Source organism: Vibrio sp. K4 (genome assembly GCF_051122595.1).
In the GTDB taxonomy this organism is placed as follows: Bacteria; Pseudomonadota; Gammaproteobacteria; order Enterobacterales; family Vibrionaceae; genus Vibrio; species Vibrio owensii.
Map to the genome: position 1 here is coordinate 1,896,565 of NZ_CP178577.1, position 21,462 is coordinate 1,918,026.

A 21,462-nucleotide genomic window follows, 5' to 3' on the forward strand; every position below is an offset into this window, starting at 1 on the left:
TATACAATGATAAACAGCGCCCACTTCGGCGCTGTTTCACTTTAAGACTTAGACTCAAATGTCCTTGTACTGATACATGTCTTGATCAGCCAGTTCAATCACATCAAGCAGAGACTCGTCACTCGTTCCTTTAGCCACCCCCGTCGTCACACCAACCTCTATGCCATAACGCACTAAAGGTCGTGCAGCGATGCTATCTCGCAAATTGGCAGCAAGCTCCTCTGCAGACTCCAGCGGGCAATGTGGCATAACAACCACAAACTCATCGCCACCAAGGCGAATCAACCAATCACTCTGCCTAAAGGTCGATTTCATCATTCTAGCGATATGAATAAGCGCTAGGTCACCCGCTTTATGTCCATAGGTATCATTGATTTGCTTAAACTTTTTGCCATCGATAAGAATCACCGAATAGTGCCCATCTTTAAGTGCATCTTCAAAGTCTTGATCTTCAAATACCTTGCGATTGTACAACTCGGTCAGTTCATCCCGACTGGCACTTTTAATCGCATGCGCCAAGTGATCTCTGTGCTTGATATTCGAAGAATAAAGGCGATGATAAGTTCGAACCAAAACCCAAGTCACCAGCAACACCCAAAGGTTATCGATGATCACCTTCACGACAGGCAATTGATAGATCACCACGCTGACGTTATCAAGCGGCAATATTAGCCCTCCAGCGAGATCATAAAACGGGTAATTTGCATGCCCGATAGTGACGTAATAGTGCCCGTTCACTTTCTCCGTCGATAAGCTCTGCCCTTCCAAAAACTCATAGTTAACGTGAACTTCAACGACCACATCACCAACGATGCTCCCGTCACTATAAACAGGGCTCGAGATGCTGAATGTCGTTTCTCCCGTCTCGGTGTTATTAAAGTTTTCAGAAAAGACAACTCGGTCGGCTAAGTCAGAGTCGTGCATATTCAACGTGCAATCGCGAGTTTGACTGCATAAAGCGGGATCGAACATTGAAGGCTCAATAGCAAGGTTGTCCCCTGCTTTCGAGAAGATAAGCTTTTGCCCCGTGTAAGAGCGATAGTAAATGTGAACGTTGGGTCTTTCCGCAAGCTCGCGGTTGTACTGATAAAGGTCTTCTAATACGGTGAACGCAATCTTTTCGCTGTGGTTGAGTTCGTCATCGTTTAACGATTTAACTCGTTGCGATTGGTTTATATGCTCTGATGTAAGGGAGACTGGAGAATCGTGTTTTAGGTCAGACTGAATTCTCAATCCAGTTAGGACCGCCGTGCTTTTGTAGAGCTCCAGATAATTGGCGATGGAAGCGAACTCTTTTTCACTGCGATTGATCGCCCAAAAGCTCATCGAAGAAACGACGGCAACATAGACCAGTAACGAAATGACCAGAGGATTTTTCGACAGTTTAAACAGAAGCATTCTCTACCCTAAGAACTCCATGCATACACTAGGAACTGTACCGAGCTATCCAATTAAAATGCCCTATCATTTGTCCAGACCAATTATATGTAATATTTATATCAGCAGCGTATAGCGCGAAAAATATACATTTGTTAGGTTTTTGTTTATAGGCATATTGCGAAATGCAAATCCGACCAGTGCCTAATTACTGTTAAATCTCTCTATAAGCCATTTAAATTACAGAAATTATTTTTTTATCGTAACGAAGGTAGAAAAATTTGAACTCGATTTCGTATTCACTTTCCATTCATGTACGAGCCGATATAATTTTGCTAACTCTCCGAAAAAGGCTTTGCTATGTCTACATCCTTCACACCACGCAAGCTGCCTGTGCTGCTAGGTTTAGTACCGCTTTTATTGTCTGCACCAAGCTTTGCGTCTCACCATGATCATCATGATGACAAAGACGGTCATGCCATTGTTCGTGACGTCGAAAAACCAGGAACACGAATCGAGTTCGATGAAGATCAGGATGAAGTCTACCGCGCCGTTCAGAAAGGCTATATTCGCCCTTTCTCTGATATGTATGAAGCAGTGGAGAATGATCTGTATGGGCGTATTATTAAAGTAGAACTTGAAGAAGACGATGATGAGTGGGTATACGAGCTGAAAATCCTGTTCAATGACAGCGTAATCAAAGTGGAATACGACGCAGCAACGCTGGAAATGCTCGAAATCAAAGGCCGTAACTTTAATAAAGCACTCAAGCCACAGTAATCAATCACAAGCACTGATTACTCATAATCTGATCAATCATAATCTGATCAATCATAAATAGTCACTAAGCATAATAAGAAGAAAGAATATGAAAATACTTGTTGTCGAAGATGAACCTCGCTTAGGCGAACAGATTTTAGAAACGTTAGAAAACAATGGCTGGGTGCCAGAGCTTTCTCAAGATGGCATCGATGCTTTGTATCGCGCTACTTCTGAAGAATGGGATGCGATCGTACTCGACCTTGGTTTACCAAAACTCGATGGTTTGACGGTTCTAAAAGGCATTCGAGACGAAAACATTAATACACCCGTGGTGATTTTGAGTGCGCGTGACACTCTATCTCAACGTGTTGAAGGTTTGAATGCAGGTGCCGACGACTATCTAACTAAGCCATTTGAAATGGTGGAACTTACTGCACGTCTCCGCGCTCAACTGCGTCGTGCTTCAGGTAACGCATCACCTGTCATGCAGATTGGTGATTTAAGCTTAGATACGCGCTCATCAAAAGTTCTATGGCAAGGCCAAGCTGTCAGCTTAACCGCGCTAGAGTACAAAGTGGTGGCGTACTTCATGCACAACCCTGAAAAAGTCATTTCCCGTACCGAGTTGGTCGAGCACATCTATAAGCAAGATTTCGACCGCGACTCAAACACCATTGAAGTGTTCATTGGTCGTATTCGTAAGAAAATCGCACCGAAAATCATCAAGACCGTTCGTGGCTTGGGGTATCAACTGAATGCCGAATAAAGCAAGGCCTTCCATACATGTACTTAAGCGGCTCAGTATCAAGAGTCGCTTAGTTTTAGCTGCGGTCGTTTGGCTGACCGCAATGATCCTTGCTGCTGGTGTAACAATCCCGACTCAAGTTTATAGCTACATGGTGGACGACACTCGTTCGCAATTGAATGTTTACATGGACGAAATCGCCGCCCAACTTGAAGTCGACAGCAAAGGCAAACTCACCCTCCCTACCCAACTTTCCGACCCAAGATTTAGCCGCCCATACAGTGGCTTATACTGGAGCGCTTCTACCGAGACGAGCTTAGAACGCTCTCGCTCTCTGTGGGACAAAAAAATCGAATACAAAGGTTTGGATAAAGATGCTTTTGGCGCGCGCGATGAAAAGCTCATCACGTTGAAGAAGACCCTTTACCTTCCTGATTACGATGGCCCTATTGATGTCATCATCGGTATCGACGAAGACCCAATTGAAGGCACGATTCAATCTTTAACTGGGCAACTTTGGATTATCTTGGGATTGCTATTTGCTGGCGTACTTGCCGTTATCTTGCTGCAAATTGCGTGGTCTTTAAGCCCGCTGACCAAGTTACAAAGAGAATTGGCCGAGCTAAAATCCGGCAATAAAAAAGGGCTGGAAGAAGAGTACCCGAAAGAGATTTCGCCGCTAATCTCAGACCTCAACGCCCTGCTCTTCCATTATCAAGAACTGCTTGAGCGTGCTCGTAACCATGCTGGGAACTTGTCTCACGCGCTGAAAACACCACTTTCTGTTTTGAAAAACGAAGTGCAAACCTTAAAGCCCGAAGAACAAGATCGCTTGAACGCGCCAATCACGCAGATTCAACAGCACATCGACTATCACTTAGGTCGTGCTCGAATGGCTGGCTCAATGAACATCCTTTCGGTGAAATCGAACCCTTCAGAGCGTGTTGATGCCATTTCGATGGCGTTTGATAAAGTCTATGCACATCGTGATGTCACATTGATTAACGAGCTCGATTCTGAACTGAATGTGGCCGTAGAGAAAACTGACCTTGATGAGATGGTAGGTAACTTGCTAGAAAACGGCTACAAGTGGGCAAACAGCATTATTCGTGTTCATTCAACCTTGGACAAAGACAACATTCACATCGTTATTGAAGACGATGGTCCGGGGATTCCTGCAGAGCAACTATGTCAAGTGATTAAGCGTGGCTACCGACTTGATGAAACCACTCCGGGTTCTGGTTTGGGTTTGAACATCGTGAATGAAATGGCACACAGTTACCGAGGCCAACTTGAACTCTCAGAAAGTAAAATGGGCGGTTTAAAAGCCACCCTTATTTTGCAAAAGAGTCGAGCTTAAATCACATCCGGTGATAACTCTGAAATGGCACTTATCGATGCTTCATCGTTAGGTGCCATTTTTGTATCCGGGAGCTGATTAGGAACATTTAAAGCAAGTGAAGACTCGCTAATCAGCAATACATTCCCATCTGAGTAATAGTCATGTTTATTGTCCATTGCGACAGGTTGCGCCAACGAATGTAATTCCCCTACTAAGGCTAGATGACTCATTTCAATTTGATTCGCCAGACGGTCTCTTTCACTGTCTACGTTTGGATCAATCCGATGCAGCATAGTCACAATACCGGAGTAATGCGCTAATTTGAGTCCATCATCATAGCTTATCGCCCCTACCCAAACCGACTGATTTGAGCTTGCCTCGTGTCCTGCTTGCCACCAGCGTATATGAGAACGTTTAAGTAAGCTTCCAGGTTCTTGAAATGCCATCGCTTGTGGTTTGCCATTCCAAAACAAATCCGACACAGGAGGCAGCTTTTGCTTCAACAAACTCACATAATCAGACAACTCAATGTCGTTTCTTGAGAATGTTTGATTTTCTAGCCAACCGAGTTCTTGCATTAAGGTTCTCGGTGATTCACCGACGTAGACCAAGTTTACGGCCTGAGCATCAAACACATTGGAACGTCCTGGATACACTTTAAAACCAAGATCGTTAAACGCGATTGGTTGAATCTCAGTGGGCTCGACTTGCTCAACATTATCGTCAGCAAGATAGAAAAAATGCCCGTAATTCGCAGCAACCAAACACAGCACTAATGCCGTCAGTGATTTGGTCCACTTGCGTGACCAATTCTTTTTCCACGCAACAACGGTAAATGTCACAGCCACCAATACCGAAGCGATAAGAAGTTTATGTTCGATTAAGATTAACTTTAGGGAATCCAGTGGCAACCAAGTTTGTAAACCTGCAGCAAGCAAGTATCCAGCAACGACAAATTGCCCAACACCGAGTATCAAACCTATTGATGAACAGACAGTAAAGCGCTTCCAACTGACGTTCGCTGAACCCGCCATAAATGGCACGACCCAAGCGACTGGGCCGAGTAGACGTGCAAAGATCAAGATTGTGTTACCACGCTTTTTCATTAGCAAGCGACAACGAGCAATTGGGCGCTTCGTCTTAGCTTGCCAACGAATCAGCTTTCTCTGAGCTTTAGAGCCCGAATGTTTGCCAATAAAGTAACTGAGTTGATCACCAAGCCAACCACCAACGAGGACGGCGATTACGCCCCAAATGATGCCTTGGTGTAATTGATAGCCCGCAGCGAGCAAAAACGGCTCGCCCGGGACAAAGAGATTAGGTCCGATCGTCGCATCCAGAAATGCCCCGAAGAACAGACTGATCGCTTCCAGCATACAGCCTCCGACGATTATGAGTGTTGATCTTTATAGTGACCGAATTTGTACTCCATTTCGTTGTTACGCATTTCTCCAAAGAAGAATCGACGCACATTGGCTTTGAAATAGGTCATGCCCATTTTAAAGAAACCATCTTGCTCCAAACGACGCGGATCGAATTCGAACGTCATTGGTAAAAAGCGGAATCGCCATGTTTTTGAAGCGCGTTTCACGTAATCACAATCTTCGCAAAGCGTAATAGACTCATCAAAGCCGTTTATCTCTTTGTGCGCACGCTTGGTAGAGAAAATGCAAGCACCTACCGCAGTTGGGAATGTGTACTGAGTAATAAACAAACCCGCGTTAAACATGCCATAGCCTAGCTTGTGCGCCATTGGTAAGTCTTTAGCGCCCATATAGACACCAGCAACTTCTAACTTGGCGTCTTCTAACTTGCTCATTGCACGACTTAGAAAATCGCTTGGCAAACGTACGTCTGCATCCAAGAAAAGAATGCGTTCGTATTTCGCTAATTCTGCCCCCGTGTTACGTCCTAAGCTGACACCACGAGTCTCCATCTGATGAACGGTAAGTTCTGGTAATGAGCTTTCGTAAGCTTGTGCAACTTCACGTGTCGAATCTTCGCTGTTCGAGTCCACCACGATCACCTCAAAGTTCTGGTGAGTTTGTTTGGTTAAGTCTTCAAGTAGTCGACCAATACGTTTTTCTTCATTGAGGGTAATAATCACGATACTGATAGGATTCATAATGTGCTCCATTGAGGTTGTCCGTTTATGTACGATGGAGAATAGAACCGACTGACTTAACGGTTACTGAGGTCAACATTCATTTTGCGTTCATTTTGTGAATAACAGATGTCGTTAATGAATGAATTAACTTGGGAAGAGGATTGAGTCCTAGGCAAATAAAAACGTGCTGACAAAGAGCCAAATAGGTTAAAATCAGCGCAATGCGGACAAAGTTTTGCCGACACCACAAAACAGACACTCTTCTTGACGAAGAATTACTGGCTTTTTGGTGATTTAGGTACAATTTTGGTTGCTGAATGTAGAGCAGGATGATAGTATCCGCGCTCGCTTGAACAGTTCCTGTTTCAAGCTTTACTACGAACACAAGGTCGCATTGTGTTTGTAAAGTTTTATTTTTTACTAATTTGAGAGTAAATACTATGAAATTCGAAGCAGTAGTACGTACTGAACTAGGTAAAGGTGCGAGCCGCCGCCTACGTCACGCTGGCAAATTCCCTGCAGTTGTATACGGCGGTGAAGCAGCAGCAGTTGCTATCGTTCTTAACCACGACGACATCGTTAACCAAATGGACAAGCCTGAGTTCTACGAAGGTATCGTTCTAGTGATCGACGGCGCTGAAGTTAAAGTTAAGCCACAAGACGTTCAACGTCACGCTTACAAGCCAAAAGTTGAGCACATGGACTTCATCCGTATCTAATTCCCTACCAAGGAATTAACGGATAAAATCCAAACCTTTTGCATAAAGATTATCGGACTTACCAACCGAGATATCTAAAAAATTTCAAAACCCCGGAGACTTACCACCTCCGGGGTTTTACTATTTAGGGTAAACGTAAATCTCCCCTACACTTAGAGTCTGATAAATGACTCTCTATTCAACCAAGCTTTACATTGGGCATTTCAGTTCAGACAAATGTGAGCTTAAGCACTAGGTTCGCGCTATATACTTCACCAATGTAACGTCGTTTAGCGTCATATCATCAATAACCTCGGCCTCTTCCTCTCCAGAGCGCACAAAACCGCACTTCTTATAGAAATTCAGCCCCTGCTTATTGGTATCTAATGCTTTAAGGCTAATTTGCATCACAGGCGTTGAGAGCAATCTTGTTTCTAACTCATCAATCAATGCACTGCCTGCACCCTGTCCGTAATATAAAGGGGAAACATAGCAACAGGTTACAATCGCCGTTTTGTCTTCACTTGAATGATTAGGCAGTTCATAACTCAGAAAACCGACAATCTCTTTTTGCTTTTCGACAACGATGAGGTTTGCCAGTTGTTCCGTCATCACTCGCGTCCACATGCGTTCTCGACGCTCTCGGGTGAACTGGTCAATGTAGCTTTGCGGCATCAACCCTCTGTAAGCAACTTGCCAGGAATCAACGTGTATCTTGGCGATATAACTCGCTTCGTCTCTCACTGCATTTCTAACTGTATATCCCATTGCTCGCCTTTCTCGTTATTCCTGAGTAAACACCCTCTGACGGCTGTACGCTTCAAAACCTAATGACTGGCACAGCTTTATTGAGATCGTATTTTCAATATTTACTCGATACCTAATTGTGCGCTGCCTAGTCTTCACTTCATTAATTAAGTGGCCAAGCAGCCGTTTCCCATAACCTTTCCCTCTCGAATTTGGGGAAACTAATATGGACAAAGACTCGAATGGTTCTTTTCCTTGATAACAGTATGAAGCAAGCACAGCGACCAGTTCTTTGTTGTCGAAGATGCCATAGAAAAAATGGCTATCGAGGTCAAAATCCGCCTTTAAAATATCTTCTTCACTCTCACGACTTAAAAAGGATTCGAGCAACTCACGATCCGACTCAATAGAAAGAGAAATCACTTCGTCGTCTCTGTTGACGTTATCGTCATTAAATAAATAGTAGTCGACATCGTCGTATTCACAGAACAATTGCTTGTTATTTAATTTTCTCTCCAGCTCATTGGTCTGAAAATGTTTAATTCTTTCCCATAAACTTGGAGGACAGGATATATACGTACAGGCATCAGATTGGTATAAGAATACAGCACAAAGATCGGAGAACTTTTGCCAATAATGTGGGTCATAAGAATAGCCGTTGTACAAATTACCGTTCACGTTGAACAGTTTCTGCCATGAGCAATCGATTTCTGCGGCAAGCGCGGTTGTTTTTTTGAGCATCCCTTCCTCTCAACACAGCGTACAGAAAAGTATAACTATTTGTTTCTTTGGCATTAAGAAGACATGAATTTGGCAAAATAATCACCAAAGTTTGCTTTATATCTCACCAAAACGCGTATTGATTCACATAAACAAAATGCATTCAATTAAACCGCTCACACTTTTAATTCAATAATGGAACAAACCTTTACTAAATACGATTTCTGTTTATTTATCGACATGCTTTGCAGTGCCGTAATTTCCCTTATTCAACAAAACTATAAATAAGAAGTAGATCACTAAAGTTTCACACTATTTCCGTATATTGCACGCCGTAACAATAACAAAATCACAAAGAAAGGATCCCTTATGAAGTTTTCCAAATCCCTTTTGGTACTTTCGGTCGGCGCTGCGCTAGCAGGATGTGGCTCAGACAGCGACAACTCTCCAGTGACCTGTGACACAGCAGACTCATGTACTAAGTTCACGGTTCTACACACTAACGATAACCACGGTCGTTTCTGGCACAACAGTGATGGCGAGTACGGCATGGCTGCTCGTAAAACGCTTATCGAGTCTATTCGTGCAGAAGTTGCTGCAAACGGCGGTGAGAGTATTCTTCTATCTGGTGGTGACATCAACACAGGTGTACCAGAGTCAGATATGCAAGATGCAGTACCAGACTTCGTAGGTATGAACCTGATTGGTTACGATGCAATGGCAGTGGGTAACCACGAATTCGATAACTCTCTAGATGTTCTAGACATGCAAGCTGAGCTAGCAGACTTCCCTATGCTAGCAGCGAACATCTACAAGAAAGATGCAGACGGTAAAGTAACTGACGAGCGTTACTTCGCCCCTTACAAAGTATTCACGATTAACGGCCTTAAAGTAGCGGTAATCGGTCTTACAACAAAAGACACGGCGAAACTGGTAAACCCAGACAACGTTGCTGATATCTACTTCGAAGATCCACAAGTTGAAATCCAAAAAGTACTTGCAGAAATCGAAGCAAACGAAAAAGTTGACCTAGTATTCGCTACAACTCACATGGGCCACTACCAAGATGGTCAACACGGCAGCGAAGCACCTGGTGATGTTCTACTTGCACGTTCTCTTGAAGAAGGTGAGCTAGACGCAATCATCGGTGGCCACTCTCAAAACCCTGTATGTATGGAGCCAGGTACCAATAACTACGCTGACTTCAAACCAGGTGATGACTGTACGCCAGATCAACAAAACGGTACTTACATCATGCAAGCGCATGAGTGGGGTAAATACGTAGGTCGTGCTGACTTCGAATACTACGATGGCAAACTTCACCTAGCGAACTACGCTCTGATCCCTGTGAACCTTCTTGATGATAACGATGAAGTTATCGGTGAATACATCAAGCACGATGCGACAGTGAAATCGATCCTTCTACCTTACCAACAACAAGGTCAAGACCTGCTAGATGAAGTGATCTCAGCAACTGACGGTAAACTTGAAGGTGACCGTAGTGTTGTTCGTTCTGAGCAAACTAACCTTGGTCACCTACTGGGTGAAGCGTACCGTACTTATGAGCTAGTTAACGCTGACTTCGGTGTAATGAACTCAGGTGGTGTGCGTGATTCAATCCAAACTGGCGACATCACTTACCGCGACGTACTAACGGTACAACCTTTTGGTAACTTCGTAACTAAAGCGACCATGACGGGTGCAGAAGTGAAAGAGTACCTAGACGTAGTTGCAACTAAGTCAGCGGGTTCTGGTGCTTACGCTCAACTGGATAACATCAAACTATCTGTTAACTGTGACGAAAGTGACGTAACGATTACTGAAATCAACAATAAAGCTTTCGATCCAGCAGCGACGTACACCTTCTCTGTAATCAGCTTCAGCGCAGCGGGCGGCGATGACTACCCGATCATTGATGTTGAATCTACTCAGCTAACAGATGCTTATGTGCTACGTGAGTTCTTTGCTAAGAACCCTCAGATTTCAGCAGATGATTTCAAGAAAAACCTAGGCAACATCCAGTACTTCAGCAACGGTCAGCCAGTGAAAGGTTGTCCTGCTTCTGGTAGCTAATCTATCTAGACATTGTCTACACTTAGACGTTGACAGCCATTCGGTTGCATAACAATCGAAACAAAGGCGTGTCAGACTGACTCTAAGACCAACCGGAGCCCAAGTGGCTCCGGTTTTTTTATTGGTGCTAAATCTCTGATAAAACGCCACCTTCACAAATCGTTCAAAAAATGTTCATTTGTGTTATTGACGCCCCTGTGTGCGGCTTCTATGTTTGATAAGGTCTTTCAAATATGCAGATTCATTAACTGAGTTTTTGGAGTCACTTTTGATTCATGCAGTCAATGATTCTGAGAAAGACGTGAATGGCGTTACAAACACTGCTCTCAAACAATTTGTCTCTCAGACTTCAAACGAAGGCGATGGGCTTCTACGCTCACGCCAATGAGCAGCGATATGAACGCCAATGTGTTCAAACTGCTGCCATCGAGTTCTGGAGGTCAAAAATGAAACGAGCCAGCAACAGCTATAGACTGCAATTAATTAAAGAAGTGGTTACTCGTAGAGAGCGCGAATCGTGTACTGATCCAATGGCAAACTATATCCATCGACTGATGGATGAAATGCCCGCGAGTAAACTAGAGGTTGAACAAAACCACCGCTTTGCCGGGAGTCACTTCGACGAACAAGCAGGAGGCTGGGTAAGCGACCAATGGTCTTTAAAATAACGCCAAACGCTCACTCTTTTGGACGAGAAAATGGATAGGAACTTCCCGGCTCTTATGGATGAGCCTCTCAGACTGGGCCGGGAATAGTTGTTGAACTGGACAATCAATAGGTAAATAAGTCGATAAACTGGGTAACGTCGATAAATTGGTTAGCTAAGCCGATAGAATAGGTGCTCAGCCGACGAATAGATATGACAGTTTAAATAGTGAAAACCAAATCCATCCATCAGAACAAATCTTGTTGCGGTGACAAATCATCTTTAGGTAGCTCTGCCTTCCCCTTTCCTGCCAGTACTTTTCTTCTATAACGCTGACGGCACAACTTAATCACGTGCAATTGCTGCGCTGGCGTAAAGCTCAGCCAATTAAACCGCTCTTCTCTTTTACGCATACATCCTTTGCAATAGCCCTTTTCGTCTGAGGTACACACTCCGACACAAGGACTCGGGACGGTAAAAAACTCCAGTTGCTCCATGCTCAACCCGTTCTTTGGTTATCTCATCAAGACCCGATTCGCTTATAGTCGAATAACTGTAAGAAATTTCGAAGTTTTCTGTGAATTTCAATACCGGGAATGGGATCTCTGTTATAAAATACGCTGTGTTTAAAAACATACGAAACCATAACCGTATGCTGACAAAAACAGTGTTTTATTACCTATACTTACCACGTTTTCTAAAAACGGAGTCAATAAAATGAAGCTTAGCCTAAAAACGTTAGTAGCAGCAATCTCTCTTCCAGTTCTAATGACTGCATGCGCTAGCAACGGTGATAATGTGAAAGAAATTACGGCTCAGGATCTACAGCACCATAACTGGGAGCTTGTTCAAATCGATGGCAAAAACATCGCATTGGAAGAACAACAAAAAGCCCCTCGTCTGGAAATCGGTGAAAACCTAACGGCGAACGGCAACGCAGGTTGTAACAACTTCTTCGGCCAAGCTGAACTGAAAGACAACCAACTACGCATTGAAAAAATGGGCATGACCATGATGATGTGTGTAGGCGATCAAATGAAGATTGAAAAAGTAATGTCTGAAACGCTTTCTGATTGGAGCGACGTTACTCTGACTGACCAAGGTCTAGTACTTAAAAACGCAGATCACGAACTAACGTTCACACTGCGTGAGTGGGTAAACTAATCATAACTTAAGTTTTAGAGCGGTTTTAAAACCTTACTGTGTAAACCAATCGCCTCTAAATACATAAGTTCCTAAAAAAGCAGCCTTTTGGCTGCTTTTTTGTTTCTAGTGTCCCATACCTTGTTTAGCAAGCTTTTCCGGATCATCATAAATCGCATGACGATCAATCATATCCAGCGTTGCTTCATTCATTCCTCTCACAGCGACAATAGAGCCACCTTTTCGGAACTTGATGATCGCTTTATCTAATGCAGATATTGCCGTGATATCCCAGAAGTGCGCATCGGATAAATCTATCGTGATGTACTTAGTCGCATTCTCGAAATCAAACATATCAGTAAAGCTGTAAGCAGAAGCGAAAAAGATTTGGCCGTGTACTTTGTGAATCGTATGGTCATTATCAATGATGACCTCATCCGATACCTTCATTAAGGTGCGGCTTTGATTCACGTAAAACACACACGCAAGCAAAACACCGACTAAGACGCCAATTGCGAGGTTATGAGTCGCAACAACAGCAATGACGGTGGATACCATGATCACGTTAGTTGGTAAACTGTGCTTACGCATCTCAGCAAGCGAGCGCCAAGAAAACGTGCTGATAGAGACCATGATCATCACAGCAACCAAAGCAGCCATCGGTATTTGCTTAAGGTAATCTCCTAAGAACACCACCATTATCAGCAAAAACACACCCGCACAAAGCGTAGACAAACGTGTTCTACCACCAGATTGAATGTTGATCATCGATTGACCAATCATCGCGCATCCGGCCATGCCACCAAACAGTGACGCCACCATATTCGCAATGCCCTGCCCTTTACACTCATCATTCTTTTCGCTTTCGGTATCAGTGAGCTCATCAACGATCGACGCCGTCATAAGAGACTCCAGCACACCAACAATGGCGAGTGCTAACGAATACGGGAAAATTATTTGGAGCGTTTCAAGGTTGAAGGGAATATCGGGAATCATGAACACAGGGAGCGAATCGGGTAAATCCCCCATATCTCCAACCGTTCGGATATCGATATCAAACATCAACGCAATCACCGTCACCGAGATAATGCACACCAATGGAGAAGGCAACATTTTTCCGATTTTAGGTAAGTATGGAAACAGATAAATAATGGCTAATCCTAATGCCGTCAATGCATAAACTGGCCAAGAAACATTCGTCAGTTCAGGCAGTTGAGCCATAAAGATCAAAATAGCCAAAGCGTTAACGAATCCCGTCATGATCGACTTGGATACAAAACGCATGAGATCCCCTAGTCTCAAATACCCAATCAATAATTGAAGCACACCAGCGAAAAAAGAAGCCGCTAACAGATACTGCAAACCATGATCTTTGACTAAGGTGGTCATTAATAGCGCCATCGCTCCAGTCGCCGCGGAAATCATTCCGGACCTTGAGCCTGTGAACGCAATAACGACACATATTGAAAACGAGGCGTACAGACCAACTTTAGGGTCTAATCCCGCGATAATAGAGAATGCGATAGCTTCTGGTATAAGTGCCAGCGCTACAACAACTCCTGATAAACAATCTCCTTTAACATTGTTGAACCAAGTATCTTTTGTAAATTTAAACATAAATCTCTCATAAACGTATTGCCTTAGTTGGTGCATTGCGCACGGTGAAGGGAGTGATGCAAACGCACCTGAGAGATCGTTCTAAGGCGGACTAATGAGCAAAAAGCACCTTCCTTTTCCTGTTGATGGGCCGAAAAATGAGGACAAACAGCGAGTGCTCCCCTCAAAAGAAGTGTGCTTTATATCACTATAAAAATGTAAATTGTAATCAATTCTTACAAAACGAAGTCAATAATCCTACAGAAAGCCACAAAAAAACGCCTCACAAAGGAAGCGTTCTTATCATCTCTATGCCTTACAGGATAAGGGATTATCTCACCAACCGTTTTTAGAATGACTGCTGAGAGTAACCTTCTCCATCAAAGCCACTTAATTGCTCATAAGCTTTGGAAAGAATGGCAATACCAACAATCGTGACGAAGAAGCTTAAAAGACTCATCAGAAAAGGAAGCTGTAAAAACGCAAGTGGAGACATAGCCAAACCAAACAGAAGCGGCACAATAACCACAACACTCATCATGTACCAGGTATGGCCTTTAGTAAGATTCCACGCGTAAGGAAAAGAAACACCTTTTCCAATCGCGATGGCAGGAAAAACCAAGACTAATCGACAACACACAACGCTTAACGCTAATAGCGCGATAGCTGCAAGGATAAGATTAATCATCGCGAAAATCGCAGCCACTGCGACCACCGCAACGGTCATGGCCAAGTAGTGGCCGATAAACCACATTTCGATTTTTCCAAACGTGAAACGTCCCCACTGCGGCACAGATTGGGGACCTTTCAAAATGATGCTGTGAACGTTGATTGCAACGATTGCAGATAAAAGAGCCATCAAGATCTGAACAAGAATAGGAGCGACATCCCCTTGCGCTGAGTTCAAAACAAGATCCAGCATCAAAGAAAGGAGAATGGGTAACGCCGTTGCTTTCGCAATAGCCTGTTTATTTGCACTCAATGATGAGAAAGCGCTTTTAACGGTATCGACAAACATAGTTGGATTCTAATTAAGAGTAAGGTTGATTCTGGTTACCGATGTTATCTTCCAGATACTAAATGAGCAAACCTTTCCCTAATTATCATTGAGTTACCGTATTTACTTCGACCTAGATAGGTTCATTACCCACAATTATGCGCTTTGTTCACCGAATACGACTTTGTTAGATTAAATGTCCAACTTTACGAATCAGTACAGCAAGGCTTTCCGCTTCGAGTTTCTTCATCACGTTGGAACGGTGTACTTCAATCGTCCGCAAAGAGACACATAACAAATCCGCCATCTCTTGGTTTTTCATTCCTTTCACCACTAAGCCAAGCACTTCCCTTTCGCGCTTAGTCAGATTCTGCAGAACTTGTTTTGCTCCGAGCTTTTCACAGTTTTTGATCGACTGTGCCATCGCATCGTCTACGGCGACCACCAGAGCGTTGCCATCAACCGGCTTTTGGAAGAAATCTAACGCACCATCTTTGAGTGCATCCACCGCCATCGGGATGTCGCCATGCCCTGTCAGGTAAATCACACTGATTGGACTAAACTTCTCGTTCATAAAGTGGTGAACATCTTGGCCTCGCATCTCTGGCATGCGGCTATCAAGCAAAACGCAACCGGGTGATGATAAATCGGCATTATCGAGAAACGCCATCCCGCTAGAGAAAGTCTCAACCTCATAACCATAGCTTTCCAACATAAATGCCATGGATTCCAATACTGGCTCTTCATCATCAACGATATAGAGCGGACAAAGGTTACGACTCATGACAAGCCTCCTGATACGGTAATACAATGGTCACCTGACACCCCGTTGGCTCAATTGACCTAAATTGAATGCTGCCTTGGTGGGCATCAAGCACATCACGACAAATTGCCAAACCTAACCCCAGCCCATTCTCTTTGGTGGTGTAGAAGGCTTGATCAAGTGGCGTGCTCTCTTCTTCAATACCAATTCCGTTATCGGTCACATCAATGATGACCATCTCATCACAAAAACTGACGTGCAGATCCACGTACAAGTCTTTTCGTTTCGGTGAATGGCTCAAACAGGCGTCTTTGGCATTGTTCAGAACATTAAGAATGACTTGCTGCAAACCGGTAACGTCGGCAAACACTTTTTGCGGTTCGCCGGAGTACAGCACGCCAAGTTGGATACGATGGCGTTGGAATTCGTAATCCACCAGCTTCATCGCTTCTTCGATTAAGAAAGGTAAATCTACCCAGCTCTTTTCAATCGGCGTTTTGTTTATCAAGCTACGAAGACGCTGAATAATGTCGCTCGCGGACGTAACTTGCTGCTGAATTTTATCTAGGATTGGCGACATTTCTTCTGCTGTCGCACCCCGCTCCATTCGCACTTTCGCGCCCTGACTGTAATTCTTGATTGCGGCAAGTGGTTGATTGATTTCATGCGCAAGGCTACTCCCTAACTCACCAACAATCGTTATGCGCTGAGCATGCTCAAGCATCGAGCTCTTACGACGCAAGTCGTTCATCGTTGCTTGCAGCTCTTCTCGGCTGCGTTTGAATTTCCACTCCAACCAAAAGTGATAGCCCGTTAATAGCAACAGAGTCAGCAAAGAGGCCATCGCAATCGCTTGGTTCTTATGTAGCCATTCTTGTGCTTTTTGTCCCCAAGATTTCTGTAATGGGTGCATGTCTAAGTGCTTGTAGACTTTATCGACATTGATGCTCGGCGCTGGCAACATCCACCCCACGTTATTCGCAGCAATCGCTGCAGGGTGCTCTTCAGGCATTGCGAATAAGGTTTGCGCCACCATTTGCCCCACATCCGCAGGTGCTCGCTCTGTCATTGCCATCGTCCAGTTTGGGTACAAAGGTGTACTCACCGCACAAACAGAATCGGCGGGACGCTTTTCATTTAGAACGCGCAAGTTATGCAGCTGAATACGCCCCTCTTTCGCCATGTTCTCCAGAGTACAAGCTGGCACGATCGCGACATCGAGATCATTCTTGATCACGTCCAAAATCAGTTGATCAGTCGGCGGGCCAGTAAAGTGGATCTTTTCGAAGAAAGAAGAGTTGAAGTAACCCAATTTATCTAGCTCGTAGCGCAGGGCTAAGAATCCACCAAACGCTTTTTCTGATACTGCCGCAACGTTCGCTTTATTGATGTCACGCAGCGTTTTGTATGGTGAAGCTTCACGCACTACAACGACAGATGCGATCGATTTGTTTGGCAAGTTACTGTAGGCAGTTTTCTGCGTTGCTAACCAGTTGATTGGGTACTCGCGAGCAAGCTTGGTCGCCTGCCCCGGACTGGTCAGGATGAAATCGAGCCAACCGTGTAAAAACGCGTCTTCGAGTTGGTCAAAGTCGTAAGTATGTAAATTGAATTTATAACCGGGATTTTGAGCCTCTAACCAATCCAAAGTAGGTTGCCATGCTTCTCGCGCATGTGCGTGCCCGCGCAGTGCTAATACACCGACGTCATAAATCATTCTTTGTGTTTTTTGCTCGTCCGAAAAACTAAAAGAAGAGAAGAAAAGGGAAACAAGGAGTATCAACCGGACGAATTTATGAGAATGGTTATTAATCACTTAATAAATAATATGAAAATTTGTTTGTAGCACATTTTACCATCACATCCCCCTATCAGTTTGTTGCTTTAGATCAATTCGGATTCATTATTGTGGGAAACCACAATACCCCCTAAGTATCAATTTCCTCAAAATGCCTACCAATAAAGGGCTAGATGCGAATGCACTCTTTAATAGTGTTAATACACCATGAACACTTATGAAAAATTACAAAGTTCATGCGCCTTCTTCCTAGCTGCAAAAAATTCTAACTGCCGAGCAAAATGACTCGTCAGGAAAACTTTAAATTAAAATATGGAAGCAACTCATGAAAAAATCGACGATTGCGTTGGGTGTGTTGGCGGCTGTCGCAGCTGTTGGCTACTCAGCTTACAATACGATGTTCTCAGCTGAAGCAGTGACAGTGGATGCCGCAGCACAAGAGCAAAAGTTCACTGAATACGCTCACCCAGAGCACTTCATCTCTGCACAACAACTGAAATCACTGATGGACAGTGACAAAGACGTGGTTGTGATCGGCGCGCTAAACCCTATCAAGCCAGACAGCCCTATCTCTGGTTCTTACACTATGTGGCGTAACGATTACTCTGCGGCGGAAGGCGTTTACGATTTCGGCGGTATGAGTAACAGCACAGAAGAGATGGAAACCATCTTAGGTAGCTTTGGCGCAACAACAGACAGCACAATCGTCGTTTACGCGGCAGGCTCTCACCACGATGCTGCACGTCTTTACTGGCAAATCCATAACCTTGGTCACCAAGATGTTCGTTACCTAGACGGTGGCTTAAACGCTTGGATGGGCGCAGGTTTCCCAACTGGCTCCGCAAACCAAAGCGTTGCAGCGGTTGAATACAAAGCTCCGAATACAAAACAAGACAACAACACACTAGCAACGCTGGATATGGTTATCGCAGCGCAAAACAACCCTGATTGGGTGATCCTAGATACGCGCGGCAACGACGAATTTAGCGGTGAAGTAGCGGTGTCTGGCGCATACGGTCCGGGCACTATCCCAAGCAGTGTTCACATTAACTGGACCAAAGCGTTGAACGAAGACACAACGCTGAAATCAGCAGAAGAACTGCAAGCCCTTTACGGCGACATCATCAAAGGCAAGAAAGTTATCGCTTACTGCCAATCTGGTGTTCGCTCTGCCCACACCACCATGATTCTTACTGAAGTATTAGGTGCAGAAGGCGTCTACAACTACGACGGCTCATGGATCGAGTACAGCCATGCTCACTACGAGCAGAAGAATCCTGAAGTGAACGTTATCAACGGCAAGAGCTAATCAACACGGAAACCGCAGTTAATGAACAATGTAATTTTTAGCCAAAAGCTATACGACACCGCGCAAATGATTGTCGATGGCTGTATGGGTGATGCCGATCCGGCATGTCAAACCGCATGTCCAATGCACACAGACGTAAAACAATACGTTCGCATGGCAGGCGAAGGTGATTTCCAAGGTGCTTTGGATCTGATCCGCAGCAAACTATTCCTACCTCAAACGCTTGGCCGCATCTGTGCACACCCTTGTGAGGCTTCTTGTCGTCGTAACACTGAATTCGGTCAGCCAATCAGCGTTGCAGGCATCAAACGCTTCGTTGCGGAAAAACTGGATAACCAAGATCACTGGGATCTTAACATCGCGCCCCTAACCAACAAACACATCGCGATCGTGGGTGCAGGCCCTGCTGGCGCGCAAGCGGCTATTGAGCTTCGTCGTCAAGGCCATGAAGTAACGATTTACGAAAAGCTAGACGTATACGGCGGCATGATGCGTGTGGGCATCCCTGAATACCGTCTACCACGCGACGTTATCGACTTCGAATACAGCTACTTAGCAATGCTAGGTGTGACGACTCGTTTCGGTGTTGAAATCGGCAAAGACATCAGCTTCGACACTCTACGTAGCGAACACGATGCTGTGATTCTGGCTCACGGTGCACACATAGGCTCTATCATTCCGCTACCAGGTCACGACAACGACGGCGTGTTCTCTGCAGTTGAATACTTGAAAGAGATTTCTGAAACTCGCCAATTCCCACGTGCAGGCAAACGCGTGATGGTTATCGGCGGCGGTGACGTGGCAATGGACTGTGCGCGTTCTTCATGGCGTATCGGTGCAAGCGACGTTTACCAATGTTCGCTTGAGAGCCTTGAAAACCTGCCTGCAAGCCAAATCGAAATCGACGAGTCGCTAGAAGAAGGTGTCGAGTTCAACGCAGGTTGGGGCCCAGTTGCTATCGAACACGAAAACGGCAAAGTAACCGGCATCACTATCAAGAAAGTAGTGTCTATCTTTGACGAGCAAGGCAACTTTGCGCCTAAGTACAGCGAAGAAAGCAAAACTATCTCTGTGGATACGGTTGTTTTCGCTACGGGTCAAGTTGTGGCTGACATCACTGGCGGCGCACTGGAACAAACTCGCGGCGGCCGTTACGTAGTCGATAAACAAACGCTAGCTTCTAGCCTTGAAGACGTCTTCGTAGCTGGTGACGCGTGTGGCGGTAATATCGTGATTGAAGCGATGGCATTAGGCCGCAAAGCTGCAATGAGTGTTGAGCGCTTCCTAACGACTCGCCCACTGACTGAAGGTCGCGACTTCGAGCAAGAATACAGCTACTCATCTCGTCTAGACGTGCCACTACCAAAAGGTACGGTAGATACCCCTCGCCTACACGGTGAATTGCGTAACGCTGAAGAGCGTAAACAAGATTTTGCACAAGTGGATTTAGGCTTTACTGAAGCTCAAATCAAACAAGAAGCATCTCGCTGTCTGCAATGTAGCTGCAAGCTATGTATGACCGAGTGCATCATGATGAATGACTTCAGTGACTGTCCGAAGACCATCTTCTCTGACTTTGTGAACAACAAGTCAATGGACCCATTGATGGCTTACTCATGTAACGCCTGTGACCAGTGCACCATCGTATGTCCGAAAGACTTCCCAATGAAGGAAATGTTCTTAGGCGCACGTGCGGACTTTGTTAAGGCAAACAATGGTGAATCACCAATGCCGGGACACAAAGCAATCAACATGCACCAGAAGCTGGGCTTCTCAAAAATCTTCACTATGGCAAAACGAGCGGTATCGACAAAATGAGTAATAAAGTATTTATGCCAGGATGCAGCTTGCCATCCTACTCACCAGAAGGCGTAGCAGCAATTGCGAGCTACTTAAAAGAAGTGTACCCAGACATGGGCGCAGTGCAGAAGTGTTGTGGTAAACCAACCGCTGCTATCGGTCAGACTGAGAAGTTCAAAGAGCGTTACGGCCAGCTTCAAGCGGACTTCGATAAGCTAGACGCACAAGAAGTCATTGTGGCGTGTCAAAGCTGCTACGGCATGATCAAGAAATCTGGCGGCACACAAAAGCCGGTTTCATTGTGGAAACTGCTTCCAGAGATCGGTCTACCAGAAGCGCTACGCGGTAAAGCGAAAAACAGTGACGTGGTATTCACCATTCACGACTCTTGTTCTACTCGCTACGAAAAAGAACTGCAAGACGGTATCCGCTGGATCTTGAACGAGCTTGGCTACAAAACCTCAGAACCAGAACACACACGTGAAAACACACGCTGTTGTGGTTTCGGTGGCATGGTAGTGCCAGCAAACCCAGACGTCGCAACACGCGTAATCAAACGCCGCGTGGAAGAGTTTGAGACAGACTACGTTGTGGTTTACTGCTCGGCTTGTCGCGCATCCATGATGGGTGTTGGTACGAAATCTTGGCACATTCTGGATCTGATGTTCGGCCCTGTAATCATGCAAGGTGATGAGCCGCCAGTAAACGTGCTCGCTAGCCCTGTGAAAGCTTGGTTCAACCGCTACAAATCTAAAGCGGGCCTAATCAAGTGTATGTCTGTGTAACTGTGTCTCTGTAGCTACGTTTTTGTAGCTACATCTTTTTAATTATTAGGTTTA

Annotated in this window: 20 protein-coding genes; 10 read left to right on the top strand and 10 right to left on the bottom strand. The window is 44.9% G+C overall.

Features of this window, described 5'->3' with window-relative positions; translation table 11 throughout:
- Positions 1-54 precede the first annotated feature (54 nt).
- Complete coding sequence (locus ACLIIY_RS08515) at positions 55-1,398, bottom strand: GGDEF domain-containing protein (RefSeq protein WP_258491833.1); 1,344 nt, start codon at positions 1,396-1,398, stop codon at positions 55-57.
- A gap of 339 nt (positions 1,399-1,737) precedes the next feature.
- On the opposite strand from ACLIIY_RS08515, the gene ACLIIY_RS08520 reads away from it, so the two are divergent.
- From ACLIIY_RS08520 to ACLIIY_RS08530, 3 genes are all read left to right on the top strand, one after another.
- Entirely contained in the window at positions 1,738-2,157 is a 420-nt protein-coding gene (locus ACLIIY_RS08520; RefSeq protein WP_005442271.1) for a PepSY domain-containing protein, read from the top strand.
- 88 nt (positions 2,158-2,245) lie between these two features.
- Complete coding sequence (locus ACLIIY_RS08525) at positions 2,246-2,905, top strand: response regulator transcription factor (RefSeq protein WP_005442273.1); 660 nt, start codon at positions 2,246-2,248, stop codon at positions 2,903-2,905.
- Positions 2,895-4,244, top strand: coding sequence for an ATP-binding protein (locus ACLIIY_RS08530; RefSeq protein WP_005442275.1), 1,350 nt, complete (start codon positions 2,895-2,897; stop codon positions 4,242-4,244). The genes ACLIIY_RS08525 and ACLIIY_RS08530 overlap by 11 nt, the downstream gene beginning before the upstream one ends.
- Here the strand turns inward: ACLIIY_RS08530 and ACLIIY_RS08535 are convergent.
- Together ACLIIY_RS08535 and ACLIIY_RS08540 are read right to left on the bottom strand one after the other, a co-directional pair.
- Entirely contained in the window at positions 4,241-5,602 is a 1,362-nt protein-coding gene (locus tag ACLIIY_RS08535; protein ID WP_434528525.1) for an LssY C-terminal domain-containing protein, read from the bottom strand. The two genes, ACLIIY_RS08530 and ACLIIY_RS08535, sit on opposite strands and share 4 nt — an antisense overlap.
- A gap of 14 nt (positions 5,603-5,616) precedes the next feature.
- A complete protein-coding gene (locus ACLIIY_RS08540) occupies positions 5,617-6,351 on the bottom strand; it encodes a glycosyltransferase family 2 protein (protein ID WP_020194908.1) in 735 nt (244 codons plus the stop codon).
- Positions 6,352-6,773: 422 nt separating this feature from the next.
- Between ACLIIY_RS08540 and rplY the strand changes: the two genes are divergently transcribed.
- Positions 6,774-7,052 (top strand): 50S ribosomal protein L25, encoded by a 279-nt coding sequence (gene rplY, locus ACLIIY_RS08545; RefSeq protein WP_005442281.1) that lies wholly within the window; start codon positions 6,774-6,776, stop codon positions 7,050-7,052.
- Positions 7,053-7,283: 231 nt separating this feature from the next.
- On the opposite strand, the gene ACLIIY_RS08550 is transcribed toward rplY, so the two are convergent.
- Together ACLIIY_RS08550 and ACLIIY_RS08555 are read right to left on the bottom strand one after the other, a co-directional pair.
- Entirely contained in the window at positions 7,284-7,799 is a 516-nt protein-coding gene (locus ACLIIY_RS08550; RefSeq protein ID WP_032802687.1) for a GNAT family N-acetyltransferase, read from the bottom strand.
- A 15-nt stretch (positions 7,800-7,814) separates the two neighbouring features.
- On the bottom strand, positions 7,815-8,519 hold the full coding sequence (locus ACLIIY_RS08555) for a GNAT family N-acetyltransferase (protein WP_434528526.1): 705 nt from the start codon (positions 8,517-8,519) through the stop codon (positions 7,815-7,817).
- A gap of 348 nt (positions 8,520-8,867) precedes the next feature.
- Between ACLIIY_RS08555 and ushA the strand changes: the two genes are divergently transcribed.
- Together ushA and ACLIIY_RS08565 are read left to right on the top strand one after the other, a co-directional pair.
- Positions 8,868-10,571 (top strand): bifunctional UDP-sugar hydrolase/5'-nucleotidase UshA, encoded by a 1,704-nt coding sequence (ushA, locus tag ACLIIY_RS08560; RefSeq protein WP_054822706.1) that lies wholly within the window; start codon positions 8,868-8,870, stop codon positions 10,569-10,571.
- A 446-nt stretch (positions 10,572-11,017) separates the two neighbouring features.
- A complete protein-coding gene (locus tag ACLIIY_RS08565; protein ID WP_009705808.1) occupies positions 11,018-11,239 on the top strand; it encodes a hypothetical protein in 222 nt (73 codons plus the stop codon).
- Positions 11,240-11,465: 226 nt separating this feature from the next.
- Here ACLIIY_RS08565 and ACLIIY_RS08570 read toward each other — a convergent pair whose 3' ends face one another.
- Complete coding sequence (locus tag ACLIIY_RS08570; protein ID WP_020194912.1) at positions 11,466-11,714, bottom strand: DUF1289 domain-containing protein; 249 nt, start codon at positions 11,712-11,714, stop codon at positions 11,466-11,468.
- 220 nt (positions 11,715-11,934) lie between these two features.
- Between ACLIIY_RS08570 and ACLIIY_RS08575 the strand changes: the two genes are divergently transcribed.
- Complete coding sequence (locus ACLIIY_RS08575) at positions 11,935-12,381, top strand: META domain-containing protein (protein WP_020194913.1); 447 nt, start codon at positions 11,935-11,937, stop codon at positions 12,379-12,381.
- A 105-nt stretch (positions 12,382-12,486) separates the two neighbouring features.
- On the opposite strand, the gene ACLIIY_RS08580 is transcribed toward ACLIIY_RS08575, so the two are convergent.
- From ACLIIY_RS08580 to ACLIIY_RS08595, 4 genes are all read right to left on the bottom strand, one after another.
- Positions 12,487-13,977: a SulP family inorganic anion transporter gene (locus tag ACLIIY_RS08580; protein ID WP_039842559.1), complete on the bottom strand. Its 1,491-nt coding sequence runs from the start codon at positions 13,975-13,977 to the stop codon at positions 12,487-12,489.
- Between the two features lie 328 nt (positions 13,978-14,305).
- A complete protein-coding gene (locus ACLIIY_RS08585) occupies positions 14,306-14,974 on the bottom strand; it encodes a hypothetical protein (RefSeq protein WP_045413692.1) in 669 nt (222 codons plus the stop codon).
- 166 nt (positions 14,975-15,140) lie between these two features.
- On the bottom strand, positions 15,141-15,737 hold the full coding sequence (locus ACLIIY_RS08590) for a response regulator transcription factor (protein WP_005442298.1): 597 nt from the start codon (positions 15,735-15,737) through the stop codon (positions 15,141-15,143).
- Positions 15,727-17,532, bottom strand: coding sequence for a sensor histidine kinase (locus ACLIIY_RS08595; RefSeq protein ID WP_032802684.1), 1,806 nt, complete (start codon positions 17,530-17,532; stop codon positions 15,727-15,729). Before ACLIIY_RS08595 ends, ACLIIY_RS08590 begins: the two co-directional genes overlap by 11 nt.
- 307 nt (positions 17,533-17,839) lie before the next feature.
- Here ACLIIY_RS08595 and ACLIIY_RS08600 point away from each other — a divergent pair, with 307 nt between their 5' ends.
- Genes ACLIIY_RS08600 through ACLIIY_RS08610 form a run of 3 tightly spaced genes read left to right on the top strand, consistent with a single transcriptional unit; the run spans position 17,840 to position 21,408 of the window.
- Entirely contained in the window at positions 17,840-18,823 is a 984-nt protein-coding gene (locus ACLIIY_RS08600; protein WP_009705802.1) for a sulfurtransferase, read from the top strand.
- A gap of 21 nt (positions 18,824-18,844) precedes the next feature.
- Positions 18,845-20,641, top strand: coding sequence for an FAD-dependent oxidoreductase (locus ACLIIY_RS08605; RefSeq protein WP_434528527.1), 1,797 nt, complete (start codon positions 18,845-18,847; stop codon positions 20,639-20,641).
- Positions 20,638-21,408: a (Fe-S)-binding protein gene (locus ACLIIY_RS08610; RefSeq protein ID WP_005442306.1), complete on the top strand. Its 771-nt coding sequence runs from the start codon at positions 20,638-20,640 to the stop codon at positions 21,406-21,408. Before ACLIIY_RS08605 ends, ACLIIY_RS08610 begins: the two co-directional genes overlap by 4 nt.
- The last annotated feature ends 54 nt before the right edge of the window (positions 21,409-21,462 follow it).